Source organism: Sporosarcina sp. FSL K6-5500 (assembly GCF_038005665.1).
Taxonomy (GTDB): domain Bacteria; phylum Bacillota; class Bacilli; order Bacillales_A; family Planococcaceae; genus Sporosarcina; species Sporosarcina psychrophila.
The window spans coordinates 3,197,609-3,211,961 of the sequence record NZ_JBBOTP010000001.1 but is presented as its reverse complement, the minus strand read 5'-3'; the positions used below and the strand labels follow the sequence as shown (position 1 = coordinate 3,211,961).

Annotated in this window: 13 protein-coding genes; 1 reads left to right on the top strand and 12 read right to left on the bottom strand. The window is 41.5% G+C overall.

Annotated features, from left to right (window positions below):
• Positions 1-201 precede the first annotated feature (201 nt).
• The 7 genes from murC to MKX62_RS15400 form a co-directional block, all read right to left on the bottom strand.
• Positions 202-1,515 carry a UDP-N-acetylmuramate--L-alanine ligase gene (gene murC / locus MKX62_RS15430; RefSeq protein ID WP_067207514.1) on the bottom strand — a complete coding sequence of 438 codons (1,314 nt, stop codon included), beginning with the start codon at positions 1,513-1,515 and terminating at the stop codon, positions 202-204.
• Between the two features lie 114 nt (positions 1,516-1,629).
• Positions 1,630-4,221, bottom strand: coding sequence for a DNA translocase FtsK (locus MKX62_RS15425; protein WP_340741797.1), 2,592 nt, complete (start codon positions 4,219-4,221; stop codon positions 1,630-1,632).
• Positions 4,222-4,333: 112 nt separating this feature from the next.
• On the bottom strand, positions 4,334-4,939 hold the full coding sequence (gene ytpR, locus MKX62_RS15420; RefSeq protein WP_340741796.1) for a YtpR family tRNA-binding protein: 606 nt from the start codon (positions 4,937-4,939) through the stop codon (positions 4,334-4,336).
• Entirely contained in the window at positions 4,936-5,754 is an 819-nt protein-coding gene (locus MKX62_RS15415; protein WP_067207509.1) for a DUF1444 domain-containing protein, read from the bottom strand. The genes ytpR and MKX62_RS15415 overlap by 4 nt, the downstream gene beginning before the upstream one ends.
• Before the next feature lie 735 nt (positions 5,755-6,489).
• A complete protein-coding gene (locus MKX62_RS15410) occupies positions 6,490-7,005 on the bottom strand; it encodes a hypothetical protein (RefSeq protein WP_067207506.1) in 516 nt (171 codons plus the stop codon).
• A 99-nt stretch (positions 7,006-7,104) separates the two neighbouring features.
• Positions 7,105-7,626, bottom strand: a complete 522-nt coding sequence (locus tag MKX62_RS15405; RefSeq protein ID WP_338652944.1) for a DUF84 family protein — start codon at positions 7,624-7,626, stop codon at positions 7,105-7,107.
• An 80-nt stretch (positions 7,627-7,706) separates the two neighbouring features.
• The gene (locus MKX62_RS15400) at positions 7,707-8,780 is read right to left on the bottom strand and encodes a M42 family metallopeptidase (protein WP_340741795.1); all 1,074 of its coding nucleotides are present in this window, start codon (positions 8,778-8,780) and stop codon (positions 7,707-7,709) included.
• Between the two features lie 177 nt (positions 8,781-8,957).
• Between MKX62_RS15400 and MKX62_RS15395 the strand changes: the two genes are divergently transcribed.
• Positions 8,958-9,272: a peptidase M4 gene (locus MKX62_RS15395; protein ID WP_067207498.1), complete on the top strand. Its 315-nt coding sequence runs from the start codon at positions 8,958-8,960 to the stop codon at positions 9,270-9,272.
• Between the two features lie 188 nt (positions 9,273-9,460).
• Here MKX62_RS15395 and MKX62_RS15390 read toward each other — a convergent pair whose 3' ends face one another.
• The 5 genes from MKX62_RS15390 to pepV are packed head-to-tail and all read right to left on the bottom strand — an operon-like array spanning position 9,461 to position 14,283.
• Positions 9,461-10,306, bottom strand: a complete 846-nt coding sequence (locus tag MKX62_RS15390) for a YtnP family quorum-quenching lactonase (protein ID WP_338652945.1) — start codon at positions 10,304-10,306, stop codon at positions 9,461-9,463.
• Positions 10,307-10,339: 33 nt separating this feature from the next.
• A complete protein-coding gene (gene trmB, locus MKX62_RS15385; protein ID WP_067207493.1) occupies positions 10,340-10,987 on the bottom strand; it encodes a tRNA (guanosine(46)-N7)-methyltransferase TrmB in 648 nt (215 codons plus the stop codon).
• A 19-nt stretch (positions 10,988-11,006) separates the two neighbouring features.
• Positions 11,007-11,987: a nuclease-related domain-containing protein gene (locus MKX62_RS15380; RefSeq protein ID WP_187047284.1), complete on the bottom strand. Its 981-nt coding sequence runs from the start codon at positions 11,985-11,987 to the stop codon at positions 11,007-11,009.
• Between the two features lie 32 nt (positions 11,988-12,019).
• Positions 12,020-12,874 (bottom strand): D-amino-acid transaminase, encoded by an 855-nt coding sequence (gene dat / locus MKX62_RS15375; RefSeq protein WP_340741794.1) that lies wholly within the window; start codon positions 12,872-12,874, stop codon positions 12,020-12,022.
• Between the two features lie 2 nt (positions 12,875-12,876).
• A complete protein-coding gene (pepV, locus tag MKX62_RS15370) occupies positions 12,877-14,283 on the bottom strand; it encodes a dipeptidase PepV (RefSeq protein ID WP_187047282.1) in 1,407 nt (468 codons plus the stop codon).
• Positions 14,284-14,353 lie beyond the last annotated feature (70 nt).

Below are 14,353 nucleotides of genomic sequence, written 5' to 3'. Positions count from 1 at the left end.
ATAAACGTTATACACATTATTACTTCTTCGACATTAGTCTTCATTTTCCTTCATCAAACTAGAATTCATTTTATTTTTTGTGACAACTTATTCATTCCCAAAACGAAAAAACAGCTAGCCCTGGATCAAGTTAAATCTTTCCCGTCCAGGGTCAAGCTGTTTATATAACTATGCTATACATTCAACTTATATAGTGTCCTGTTAAACCGTTTCTTCTTTATCAAGGTAAGACTTGAATGCGCTCATGTATTTCTGAACATCGCCTGCCCCCATAAAGAGGTATACTGCGTTTCCATGAGATTCAAGTGATTTATTATCATCAAGATCAAGATGCTTTGCACCCGGAATTATATTAATCAAGTCATTAATGGTTAAAATACCTGCCTTTTCACGTGCGGACCCGAATATATCGCATAAATAGACGTGGTCAGCAGTTGAAAGACTTTCCGCAAATTCATTCAAAAGGGCAGCGGTCCGCGTAAATGTATGCGGTTGGAATATCGCAACAATTTCACGGTCAGGATATTTCTGTTGCGCAGTTTGCAATGTCGCCTGGATTTCAGTAGGGTGATGAGCGTAGTCATCCACAATAATTCGATCTGCTATTTCCATTACCGTAAAGCGCCTTTTAACACCATGAAAAGTAGACAGTTTTTCTTGAATAGTGGACGCCTTTACTCCTTCATAATGACAGAGCGCAATTACGCCTAGCGAATTCAAGATTGCATGATCCCCAGCCAGCGGTATTGTAAACGTATGATAAAACTCATTCCTTACAAAAACATCAAAGGATGAACCTTCCACAGTTTTGATGATATTTTTCGCAGCAAAATCATTCGACTCTTCAAATCCGTAATAGAGCACTGGAACATTGGCCTGAATTTTTTGCAAGTGTCTATCATCACCGCAGGCAATTAGGGCTTTCTTCACCCGGAGTGCCATTTCACCAAATGCGTCCATCACATCCGCTAGATCCTTAAAATAATCTGGATGATCAAAATCGATATTTGTCATAATCGCATAGTCAGGTTCGTATGCCAGGAAATGTCTTTTATATTCGCAAGCTTCGAATACAAAGTACTCGCTGTCTGCTGGGCCACTTCCCGTACCATCACCAATTAAATAGGAAGTAGGTGAATGTCCAGATAACACATGAGCAAGCAAACCGGTAGTCGATGTTTTACCATGTGAGCCTGTAACTCCGATCGATATGAATTTCTCCATATACTTTCCTAAAAAGTCATGGTATCGAATAATTTCAAGGCCAAGTTCCTTAGCCCTTATAAGTTCTGGATGGCTATCAGGAAATGCATTTCCTGCGATAACTGTCATTCCTGATTTAATATTGTTTTCATCAAATTTCAACACAGTTATTTTTCTTTCATGAAGCGGATCTTCTGTGAAGAACCATTTCTCCACGTCTGAACCTTGTACTTCATTCTCAGAATCGTGAAGTATTTGGGCGAGCGAACTCATTCCAGCGCCCTTAATGCCAGTAAAATGGAACAACGTCATAATGCAACCTCCCGGGATCATTTCTGTTCCCCTTAATTAAATATCATTAGTTTATTCCCTCTACAATTATCAGTTAAGTATTTTGATTTACAGCCCGCATTGCAAGGCTCCTTACTATTCTATACGATCTGTAAGTCGATCGAGATCACTTTCTGTCAAAAAGACATCGCGTGCCTTACTTCCCCGCGGCCCTGAGATGAATCCACTTTTCTCCATTCGATCCATTAGTTTGGCGGCTCGATTGTATCCGATACTAAAATTACGTTGTAACAGAGACGTTGATGCACTGCCTGTTTCATGGATAAAGAGACAAGCCTCTTCAAAAAGTGGATCGGCTCCTTCTTCTTCAATACTACTTGCAAGAAGGTCTTCTTGGCCAAATAAATAATCTGGTGTTGCCTCATTCCGAACGTGTTCTATTATACGCTCTATTTCCTCATCCGTGACAAATGTACCTTGTAGTCGAACGCCAGAAGATTGTCCATTTCCAATGTATAGCATGTCACCTTTCCCAAGAAGCCTTTCTGCTCCAGGGGAATCAATTATTGTCCTAGAATCGATTTGTGATGAAACTGAAAATGCGATTCGTGTTGGGATATTCGCTTTGATTGTACCTGTAATAACATCGACAGAAGGACGCTGTGTCGCGATGATCAAGTGGATACCGCATGCACGTGCTTTTTGTGCAATTCGACTAATTGATACTTCGACATCTGCCGGCGCCATCATCATTAAATCTGCAAGTTCATCAATGACAATTAAAAGATAAGGCATCTTCAAAGAGAACCGACGACTTTCTACAACTGCTTTATTGTAACGCTCGATATCCCTCACACCTGCATGAGCAAGTAGCTCGTAACGTCTTTCCATTTCCGCCACTGCCCATTTTAGTGCAGCAGTTGCAGCTTTGACGTCCGTAATCACAGGACTAATTAGATGTGGTATGCCGTTGAATGGTGCAAGTTCTACCATTTTAGGGTCAATCAGCATCATTTTCAAGTCTGTTGGTGTAGCTTTGTAAAGCAAACTGACCAAAATCGAGTTAATGCAGACGGATTTACCTGAACCTGTAGCCCCAGCAATCATACCATGTGGCATCTTGCGGAGATCTAAGGTTACTGGTGTTCCAGTTAGGCTTAATCCAAGCACAGCCTCAAGGGGAGACGTGGAAGCTCTGAACTGTTCCGTCGCAATAACTTCGGATATCCGAACAGGTCTTGTCTTCCGATTTGGAATTTCAATTCCTATGGAACTTCTTCCGGGAATCGGTGCTTGGATACGAATATCTTCGGCTGCTAGCGCCAATTTTAGGTCATCTGTTAAATTACGTACTTTACTCACTTTAGTCCCCACTCCGACAGTCAGTTCAAAACGAGTGACTGTCGGACCTTGCATCGCTTCGATAACGGTCGCTTTAACCGCAAAGTGCGACAACGCTTCCTCAAGCTTTTCAGATTGCGATTCCAGCCACTCTGTATCTTCGATTTGTGATTCAGGGGGGATCAGATAATCCAGTGACGGGAATGCGTAATAAGGTTCCTCTTCTTCTAAGGTTTCGCCAGCTATTTCTTTCGTCTCTACCAAAACCTCTTCTCGAATGTCGACCAAAGGTTTCGTACTTATCGGCTCAGAGATAGTTACTTTTTTGCTTTCATTTGGAACCTTCACACTTAAAGGTTCTACTACTTTTAGCTTCTCTTTATCGGACTTCAACATCAATACATTGAATGGAACAGTCCGTTCTTTTTTTGTTACTTGACTTTGTTGTTCTACCAATTCTGGAATGCCTGGAGAGGGCTCTACTTTTACTTCAGCCTCTACATCAGGTAACGCATCCTTAGTATGGTCCACTTCATCCGAAATAATTCCCTTAAAGTCCTCTTCAATCACTAGTGATTCGATTGTAGCAAATTCATCCTTAGAAAGCTCTATGGCATCTGGCAATACTACGGTCTCTTCGTCCTCAGTTACTGTCGTTTCAGTTTCGTAGACTTCAACTTTTAGCGGCTCTATCTCACTAGATGTGAGTTCTCTGCTGTCATTTTCAATCACAAAGTCCTCGTTCAAAATTGGTATACTACTCGTTTTTTCATTTTCATAATAATATTCATCCGTCTTTGTCAACTGTGATTCTGTAACAACTACCTTTTCTTCCGGTGGCTGCGACTTCACTTCTTCCGTTTTTAAAGGTGTCGTTACTTCTCTCCTTGGATTAATAAATCCATGAACGGGCGAAGGTACTGCGGTCGGTGTAAATGGCTTACTGGAACGTTTTTGTACCGTCACATTCACTTTCGGTGGAAGTTCCTCCTGAAGAGCCTTTTTTGTGGAGGAGAAAGAACTTCTTTTTTCTTTCTCTTTTACGCCATATTTTTGTAATGAATCAGCCCTAAAGATATTGACTGTTCTGTTATCACTTGGCCATTTAGCATTTTCGGAAAGTGGTTTCGTTTCATAATTATCGTCCGCATCTTTATTTTTAGTTGTGTATTTCGGATAATCTACTTCAGTAACAGATTCATCGTCCCAACCATATATTTCTGCATCTGAGATAATCGGAAAGCGAAATGATGTGTTGTTACTAGTTTCATTTTTATTTAATGATTCGTCAATTTCATTTTCAGTTTTTTCATATTCTGGTTCCACTTTATTATTGTCTTCATCCGGTCCAAATAACCGGTCTACTATTGTTTTAAACCAACTCAAGACTATCACTCTTTTCATGTCAATCACTCTATTTTAACAGTACTGACACGACAAAATCAAATCAATTTATGAAAACAAAAAAACGTACCAAACCGGTACGTTTTTCGTGCTCTTATTTTGTGAAGATTTCACCAGTAACAGCATTGTTATCTAGTACTAAAATCCCTTTTTCTTCAGGCGCATCAGGCAAACCTAGTTCTTTTGCTGAGCAAATCATTCCAGCCGATGGAACCCCACGCAATTCTGCATCACGAATGACCATTCCAGATGGCATAACAGCTCCAACTTTCGCGACAACAACCTTCTGGCCTGCATCCACATTCGGTGCTCCACAGACAATTTGAACTGTTTCACTGCCAACATCGACCGTGCAAACACTTAACTTATCGGCGTTCGGATGCTTTTCTTTTGTCAAAATATGTCCTACAACAAACTTTGGTGTAAAGTCTATGTCAAGTTTAATCTCTACGCCATTCTTTAGAAGTGCGTCTTGCAATTGCCCTGCCACCTCTTCAGTCAGCTCAACTTCCCCGACCGCTTCATTTTTCACGTAAGATGATGCATTGAATAGGTTAAATGCAGTTAATTCTCCAGTAACCTCGTCATGGATTAACGTAACATCCCCTTGTGACTTAATTACAATAGATTCTGGACGTGTAAGTGCAAGCTGCACAAGCAACACATCTCCAACACCATTTATGTTATAAAAAATATTCACTTTTTCTTTCCTTCCCTTCTTGCTAAACGATTTTTAGCCATAATGAAAATTGGTTCAAGTTTTCCATCTTCATAGATAAATGATAAAGATGTAACCGGTACAGTGCCAGTGGTAAAGAAATGCATAGCCATTTGCGCAAGTACATCATACCCCGTATCGTTCCGGATATCACCAATAATTAGTACATCTTGGTGTGGGACAGAAACAGTCATATGACCCTCGATTTTCGCTTCCATCTCTTTCAGAAATGTGCTGTTCAATATTCTACTAGCATCATAACCATCGTTATTATTGACAAAGTAATAGATGTTACCCGAGACTTCATCCTTCTTCATCGCGGTCGGTAATGCTCTTACACGGAATAATGCAGACTCTGTTATCTCCGTTTCAGACATACCAAGAGACTCCAACATACTTTCATCAATTAACCGGTAGGTAGTTCCAAGGTCAAGTGCATAATAGATACACGTTTCAGCCGTATGGTCCTTCATAAGAAAACGATGTCCTACAGCAGATTCTTTCGGAAACGATGAAGACCTGATCACAGGATAAATAATCGTACTATCAGAGAATCCTATTGATTGTTCTTTTTCCATCGCTTTAAACGTCTCACCAATTGTATAAACTATTTCTTTTATTGCCGCCTCTTTTTTCTGTTCATATTTCACAAGGATTTCCGGGAGTGAAATATCCATCCCTTTTTTTAGAACCGAATGCTCTAGACGAACCTTATCCGTTTTCCGGTCAAATCGCCACTTGAAATGTTCAGATGGAAGATGCTCTTTTAAAATTTCAACAAGCTGCGCAGAATTCATCTATTTTTCCCTCCATTCATTATGAAAAGCGTAAGACGCCTTAAAGGAACGCAGCTTAAGTACGCGACGTCCTGTCGCAACGACTGCATACCTGCATCCTTGCAGGCACGACGTGGCGGTCCTTTGCCACATAGTTGGATTGCTTATGACCCGAGCGGCTGGCGCCTGGAGCCTAGACAATAAGAAAAGCGTAAGGCGCCTTAAAGGAACGCAGCTTAAGTACGCGACGTCCTGTCGCAACGACTGCATACCTGCATCCTTGCAGGCACGACGTGGCGGTCCTTTGCCACATAGTTGGATTGCTTATGACCCGAGCGGCTGGCGCCTGGAGCCTAGACAATAAGAAAAGCGTAAGGCGCCTTAAAGGAACGCAACTTAAGTACGCGACGTCCTGTCGCAACGACTGCATGCCTGCATCCTTATAGGCACGACGTGGCGCACTTTGCCACATAGCTTGATTGCTTTCAAGGAACCTAGCCTAAGTACGCCGCGTCCTGCGGCAATGGCTACGTGACCCACATCCTGTGGGCCTCCAAGCGGCTGGCGCCTGAAGCCTAGACACTTAGAAAAGCGCAAGGCGCCGTTTAGACGCGACGGGCATAAGTCAATCCAGCGACGTGGCGCACTTTGCCACATAGCTGGATTGCTTATGACCCAAGCGGCTGGCGCCTGAAGCCTAGCCACTGTTCCTTGTCGAAAATCTTATACCTTCTTACTTTTCTCGGAAAATTGCATCTATTCTTGATTAATAGAACGCACGATTTCCATCATTCTTGCTAGGTTTTCTTCGATGTTTCCTTTTTTCGTCATTGTCGTCATTTTTGATCCGCCCACGCTCGTCATAAGCTCAACATCGTCATTGCCGCTTTTGATTACCGCCGCAAAACCAAAAATGCCTTCATCCGTAAACGTTGCCTGCTCGACAATTTCTTTACTTTTATCAGCAAGAAGCAAATCATAAAACAGTTTACTGTCATTTTTTTCATTTGGATTGACAAAAAGGATAAATGTTTCTTCTTTTTTCGTAAAGACGATATTTTGTGCATCTGACTTATCATTCATCTTAAATCCGGCAGGTAGATATAGTTTAATGCCGTCAATCTCTTCAGTACGTTTTTTATCATTCGAGTGAAATGCTTCTCTCGCCGCTTCGACTCCTGAAGTTGCACTTTCGTCAAGCGTTTTTCCACATGCTACAAGCGTTAATACAGATATCGTCAACAGGAATATGAATTTCCATTTTCGGAACATTCGATTTCCCCCAATCATTAATTTAAACACTATTTATCATTTTAATGTTGTTACGGATTACTTGCAACCAAAACACGTTGCAATCAAGCACTTCGATATTTACTGGGATTGCAGATGGTATTTATATTGTCCCACCAAAAGCTGTAAAATATGTACGAATAGTTCATCGCGTTTTACCGCGTTCGCAGTCAGCATACCGATAGCTCCTTCCTTCATCCGAATTCCGCTCAACTTGAAATAAGTATCGACAACCGGACCCAGTTCTTTCCCAGCCATCAACTCATCCGCAATTTCTTTCGGTAATGGAATCTGTGCACCTCCTGCTGTAAACCTCGTCCCATCAGGAAGTGTCAACGCACCCCAGTTACAGAGATACATCTGTCCCTCAAGAATCCGGACACCTCCTTCCAGCCCGATCCCAATTGCACTTGCTTCCTTCCCCGCTGCGCGTAGTGCACGATTAATTGCACCAAGCCTAGTTTCATCATCACTAAAAGGTTGGTCTGAAACACCTGATCCTACGTCAGTCTCAGCAATAAGTGCCTGCGGAAAATGAATTGCCAAAACTTCCTTAACTGCTTTTACTTTTGCAGGGTTCGTAGATCCTATCATAAATTCCATTCATATCCTCCTCCATTCATCCAAGTAAAAAACCGTCCTCTACGCCATTTAATAGCGCAAGGACGGATTTCAGTTTATAATTATACGTTACTTTTAATCGTTGCTACAGTTGTCTTATCACATGCTTTAACAAGTTTCACAAGAAGCTCTTTCGCTGCTGCGTAGTCGTCGGTGTGAATGATAGATCCCGATGTATGGATGTAGCGTGAACAAATACCAATGACAGCACTTGGAACACCTTCATTCGACGTATGGACCCTTCCTGCATCCGTCCCCCCCTGTGAGAGGAAGTACTGATAAGGAATATTATGGGTCTCTGCCATATCAAGGATGAATTCGCGCATACCGCGGTGAGTTATCATAGAACGGTCAAAAATCCGGAGTAATGTCCCTTTTCCAAGTTGACCGAATTCATTTTTGTCACCCGCGGCATCATTTGCTGGACTTGCATCTAGCGCAAAGAATAAATCCGGATTGATCATCGTTGCGGCTGCCGCAGCACCACGAAGTCCAACTTCTTCGAGAACATTTGCCCCGGAGTACAAATTATTCGGCAATTTTTCACCGTGCACTTCTTTTAACAATTCGATTGCGAGTCCGCAACCATAGCGATTATCCCAAGCTTTAGCAAGTATTTTCTTGTCATTCGCCATCGGAGTGAACGGGCTAACTGGAACAATTTGCTGACCTGGACGAATGCCGATTTTCTTCGCATCTTCTTTATCGTCTGCACCAATATCGATAAGCATATTTTTTATATCCATTGGTCTATTTCGTACTTCATCACTTAACAAATGCGGCGGAATCGAACCAATGACACCAATAACTGGACCGCTATCCGTAATAATTTCAACGCGTTGCGCTAGTAGTACTTGGTTCCACCATCCGCCAAGCGGTTGGAAACGAATCATTCCGTTATCCGTAATCTGACTAACCATAAATCCAACTTCATCCATATGACCCGCAACCATTATACGCGGGCCATCTTCAGGCCCTTTTCTAACGCCAAAAATACCCCCCAGATTATCTTGGATCAATTCATCAGAATACTTCCCAAGTTCTCCACGCATATAACCACGAACTGCATGTTCATTCCCAGGGGCACCCGGAAGTTCGGTCAAAGTCCTAAACATTTCAAGTGTATTTTTTTGCATTAAATAGTTCCTCCCACTTTTCATATATGTACCTACTGTATATAGTGTAGTCGATTATTCAGAAACTTTCCATCGTTTAATTCGGAAATCGAATTACTATTTCAATAGACTGGCTTGGCAAAGATAAGTAAAATTGTGGTACACTGTTTGAAATACCGACTATAGGGGGTAAAAAGAATGAAAGTATCAGATTTCCTAGCAGGAGTATTAACGGGTGTTGCGGCTGGTATTGTTGTCAGCGAAACAATCGATCGAGTTAACCAAAATGTTTCAGCAGACTCTGTTCTAAACACAATTAAAGATGCTTTTAAAAATGAAGGTCCGATAGATGGTTCATGGATCGTCATGAAAACTGAGCCTTTCACAAACAAAGTCATTACAATGGACGTTTACCGCGGCGGCATATCACGCATTAAAGAAGGCGAACTGGAACAATTCGAATTTGCAGCAGATGCAAAAACGGGTACAGTCGTTGAACTCATAAAAGCTTAAAACAATGCGCCGAAGTCTATATATATCAATAAAAACCGTCACATTCCCAGACTCCTCTGGTAGTGTGACGGTTTTTTAATTAACCAATGGATATATATGTTGAGCTTATAAAGACGTGCAGCGATCAGGCTTAAGGCGGGAAGCATCCCGAGCGCAGGAGCGAAATTAATGGAATTCTTTAACCCAACCTAACTAGAAACTGTAACGGATTCGATGATTTCTTTTCCGCTAGCATCCCATTTTACAAGTCTATAATAGGCATCATGATAAAACGTAAACTTATAGCCCCCAGCAAGCGCCTCTTTCATCAATTTCTCTTTAGCAAAGATTGACGTCATTGGGTAATCATCAAAAGCCAGAACCCACAACGGATTACTATGTGCTTGTGTAGGCATAATATCAGCCATATGAAGAATCGTCTCACCATGCTGTGTCAATTTAATAATACTATGACCATCGCTATGACCGCCTGTATGGATCATTTCGATTCCTGGCATGATTGTAATGCTTCCTTCGAATGTCTTCACCTGCTGCTCAACAGGCTCCCAGTTCTCTTTTAAATATGTATTTCTGGAACGAATATTCGGATTACGTACTTCATCCCATTCGATTTGTGAAACGTAAATTTCAGCATTCGGAAATACAGAAACAAAATCCCCTTCGCGTAATTCCGTCAAACCCGCTGCGTGATCATTATGCAAGTGCGTCATGAGAATAATATCGATGTCTTCTGGTGACAAACTGAGCTCAGCAAGATTCCCCTCAACCCTTGCCTCTTCAACTATGCCTAGATTCTTCATCATTTTCTCACTGAGTTTCCCTTTTCCATGCCCTGTATCAATCAATATATTTTTTCCTTTATACTGAATGAGAATCGGATCGTTTCTCATTTTAATACGGTTTTGTTCATCCGCTTCATAACGTCTTGACCACAGTGCTTTTGGAACAACCCCAAACATAGTTCCGCCGTCTAAAAAATTGCCACTACCATCCAGCCATGTCAACGTCATATCATGAAATGTATAAGTATCCACAGAAACATTCCCCCATTCCCTTACTTGTTTCTATCAAGAATTAGTAAAATGTGATTCAAGTCTGTATATCGGGTGTCCTTTTGCTGAAAACTTCTCTTCATATTCCGTCATAATATTATCTTCCGGCATCTCTGCATGCAAATCAAGTGATACAAAACCTAACTTCATACCGTACTGAGACATTGAGACGAGTGAGTACTCGAACAACAGACGGTTATCTGTTTTAAAGTGAATTTCTCCACCTTCTGCTAGTACCTCTTCATAAAGTTTTAAAAATGTTTCATGCGTCAATCTTCTTTTCGCATTTCTCGTTTTCGGCCACGGATCAGAAAAATTTAAATACACCCTATCTATCTCCCCTTTGTGGAAGATCTTTGCAAGGTCCATTCCATTTGCACGGAATAGTCGTAAATTTGATGGCTTTTCTGCTTCAACAGCCTTTTCAAGCGCAGATACGATAACGTTGTCAAAATGCTCAATGCCAATATAATTCACATCTGGATTGGCAACAGCCATACCAATTATAAATTGGCCCATACCTGATCCAACTTCAATGTGTATTGGATTGCCATTACCAAACAGGGTATGCCATCCATTCATCATTTTTTCTGGTTCAGCTAATAGGATATCTGGGTGTTCTGCCATGTAGTCTCTTGCCCATGGTTTATTACGAAGCCTCATTATATACACTCTTTTCTATTTATAGGTTATTGCCATCTTCTGGTTGTTCTTCATCGCCAAATAATCTGCTTATTGAAGTAGTTTGCCCCACGTCAAGTATTGCCTGGCCCGCTTTGAATTGCGTAGATTTCATCGGAACCGGCAATTTCTGAAGTGCAGAAAACCAGTCCTCATATGACCGTCTATCGATAATATCAACATCGAATGCCGAACCTGGGTGATCGATATACCCGTTACGTGAAATCAAATATTTACGTACAGGAAAATCGATACCTTGTGCTTTCAATATACTCGAAACAATCTTTTCAGTTCTGTTCAATGCTATAAGCGGGCTTAGAAATTTCGTTTCTTTTTCCCCAAGCTTCTTTAACCAGAATCTGTCCCCGCTCCCACTAAACGCTGCAACGTCTTCTTTCTCAAGCACCGTAATACACATGCATTCAACAGGTGTCACAATGATAATGTCTAGTTCAACAGGTGCTTTCTTCAGTAGTAAGATTGGATAATAGAACAACAAATAATTATCCGGAAGATTCTGAGCGAAACTTCGTAAAAGTGGATCTCGGAAAAAGCGAGATTCAACCCTTGACTTGTCCATTAACGTCGAACTTGCCCACTTGATTTGAAAATGAAATAGTTGATCCAAATAAAGTCTTCTTAAGTGCTCAAGACTTGAGGGGTTATGAATCAGATTTGGACTAAATCCAAAATTCTCTTCCTTATCACCTTTTTCATCTTCGCTATTGTCGTGATATTGCTCTGCCTCAACATCTTTACGTTGGCCGAAGACCCGAAGTAGAGGAGAAAACCATTTGTTCTCTTCCGGTTCTACTACCTCTTTAATATCCTGTTGCCATTCTGATAAATCAGCTCCACTTTCCCACTGGGTCTTCATACGTTCCCATTGATACCTTTTCAAACGGATATACTGCGAAGGATAACGCGTAAGATCTTGCTCGTAACGGGAGACATAGTCAAGCAGTTTAACAAGTTGCGCCATGTCCATTCACTCCAATCACATACTATACATTATTATTCATCTGCTATAAAAGATGGGATTTGCGAGCTGAATGCTTTTTGTAACTTCATTGTCAATGGTCCCAATATTCCCGAGCCTACAGGACGTCCGTCGATTGAAATGACTGGCGTTACTTCAGATGTCGTTGACGTTAAGAAAAATTCATCCATTTCAAAAGCTTCATCTATTGTAAAGGATTTCTCGACGACAGGAATTCCTTGCTCTTCACACAGCCCCAGTACAACTTGACGCGTAATTCCATTCAAAATAAGATTTGTCACAGGATGAGTATAGACTGTTCCATCCTTTACCCCAAACATATTCGACGAAGAACCTTCCGTAACAACACCGTCACGGTGAAGCAATGCCTCTATACAGCCTGCTTCAAGCGCCTCTTGCTTAGCGAGAACATTGCCGAGCAAGTTAAGACTTTTAATATCGCAACGCAACCAACGGACATCCGCTACTGATTTAACCCCAACTCCGTTTTCTATACCTGTCATAGGTCTTGGGTTGTTAATTGCATATCCAGTCACGACTGGCGGTACTGCCGGATCAGGGAATTGGTGCATCCTTGTTGCGGATCCACGTGTCACTTGGATATAAACATGCCCAACCAAAATGTTATTTTTTGCCACTAATTCACGGGCAATTTCCATCAATTGCACTTCAGCATATGGCATTGTCATCTTTATCTTCGTAGCACTTTGAAATAAACGATCAATATGTTCTTTCGCAGTATATAATTCTCCACCATATACTTTAATTACCTCATACACGCCATCACCAAAATAATAACCGCGATCATCAATCGAAATAGCCAATCCATCACGTTCTGTAAACTGTCCATCAATAAAGTATACTGTCATCCTTATTCCCCTTCCGTTTTTTCAGATACGAGTCGGCTGATTGCATCTGCATAGATCCCAGTTGCTTTCACTAAATCATCTATATAAACATATTCATCTGCCTGATGAGCTACGTCTTCCCTGCCAGGAAATAGCATACCAAAAGCAACCCCTTTTTCAAGGACACGTGCGTACGTTCCTCCCCCGATTGCCAATAGTTCTGCATGTTCTCCAGTATGATCAGTATACACTTCTTGCAACGTCCGAATAAGGGGGTCGTTTGCGTCCACATGATGCGGTGCAGAGTTCGATCCAATATCGACCGAAAAAGGTGTTTCCGTTAACCGTTTCATACATGTCGTCATTTTCTCTTCAAATAGATAGCTGACTGAATAACGCATACTAACATTAATTTCCCCACCACTTGTGGGATTGTATGTCACGATACCCGCATTCAGCGTTGTATCGCCTGACATTTCATCATTGAACGCCAAACCTAAGAACAGTCCTCGAGATTCATTAGCAAATGCATCAAACATGAATTGTGTAAAGTCTTTTGATTGACCTTCTTTCAATATGCGATTCAGGAAAGAAGCAAGTAGGACGGCGGCATTGACGCCATTATCTGGCTCCATTGCATGTGCTGATTTTCCATTCAAACTGATGATGGTCTTACCACTATCAGTGGAAACTCCCCCTGTTACGTCATGAATATTCAAAAATGTAACAAACTGTTCATTGTCAAATACAACTTCCTCTGCCAGGTGTGCCTCTGCATAATCTGGCACCATATTTGTCCTATTTCCTGACTTGAATAGCAATAGTTGTCCATCTGAAGTTACTACCTTTTGTTTAAATAGGATAGAAGCAATTCCTTTTTCGGCGTTAATGATGGGAAAATCAGCATCTGGCGCAAATCCAATAGTTGGCATTTCTTCTTTTTCAAAATAGCGCTTCACACATCGAAAACCACTTTCTTCATCTGTTCCGATAATGAGCCGCACTCGTTTGTTCATCGTGATACCTGAATCCCGGACTATTTTCATCGCATGCCAAGCGGCTATAGTCGGTCCTTTATCGTCAATGGCACCGCGACCAAACAGCTTTCCGTCCTCGATAGTACCGCCAAACGGCTCATGTATCCAATTACTTCCTGCTGGCACGACATCGACATGGCAAAGGATCCCGATGAGTTCGTCCCCTTCCCCCATCTCAATATGCCCCGCCATATTATCTACATTTTTCACAAGCATTCCCGCTTTTCGACCTTCTTCTAACAGCCAGTCGAGTGCACGTTTTGGTTCCGGTCCGAATGGTAAATCTTTAGTTGCCGCACTTTCATCAAGTACAGAAGGGATAGCGATTAAACTTTGTAAATCAGCTAGCAGAGATTCTTGTCTTTTTAAAGCTTCATTTTCCCAATTAGACATTCAAGGCACCTTCTTTCACAATAAGTCTATTTTCACACGTTAGCCCAAGAAAATAAAGAGGAATCATCTT

Coding starts and splice junctions, on each gene's coding strand:
- murC (WP_067207514.1), bottom strand. CDS start 1,515: ATGACGTTGTTCCATTTTACTGGCATTAAGGGCGCTGGAATGAGTTCG.
- MKX62_RS15415 (WP_067207509.1), bottom strand. CDS start 5,754: ATGAATTCTGCGCAGCTTGTTGAAATTTTAAAAGAGCATCTTCCATCT.
- MKX62_RS15410 (WP_067207506.1), bottom strand. CDS start 7,005: ATGTTCCGAAAATGGAAATTCATATTCCTGTTGACGATATCTGTATTA.
- MKX62_RS15405 (WP_338652944.1), bottom strand. CDS start 7,626: ATGGAATTTATGATAGGATCTACGAACCCTGCAAAAGTAAAAGCAGTT.
- MKX62_RS15400 (WP_340741795.1), bottom strand. CDS start 8,780: ATGCAAAAAAATACACTTGAAATGTTTAGGACTTTGACCGAACTTCCG.
- MKX62_RS15395 (WP_067207498.1), top strand. CDS start 8,958: ATGAAAGTATCAGATTTCCTAGCAGGAGTATTAACGGGTGTTGCGGCT.
- trmB (WP_067207493.1), bottom strand. CDS start 10,987: ATGAGGCTTCGTAATAAACCATGGGCAAGAGACTACATGGCAGAACAC.
- MKX62_RS15380 (WP_187047284.1), bottom strand. CDS start 11,987: ATGGCGCAACTTGTTAAACTGCTTGACTATGTCTCCCGTTACGAGCAA.
- dat (WP_340741794.1), bottom strand. CDS start 12,874: ATGACAGTATACTTTATTGATGGACAGTTTACAGAACGTGATGGATTG.
- pepV (WP_187047282.1), bottom strand. CDS start 14,283: ATGTCTAATTGGGAAAATGAAGCTTTAAAAAGACAAGAATCTCTGCTA.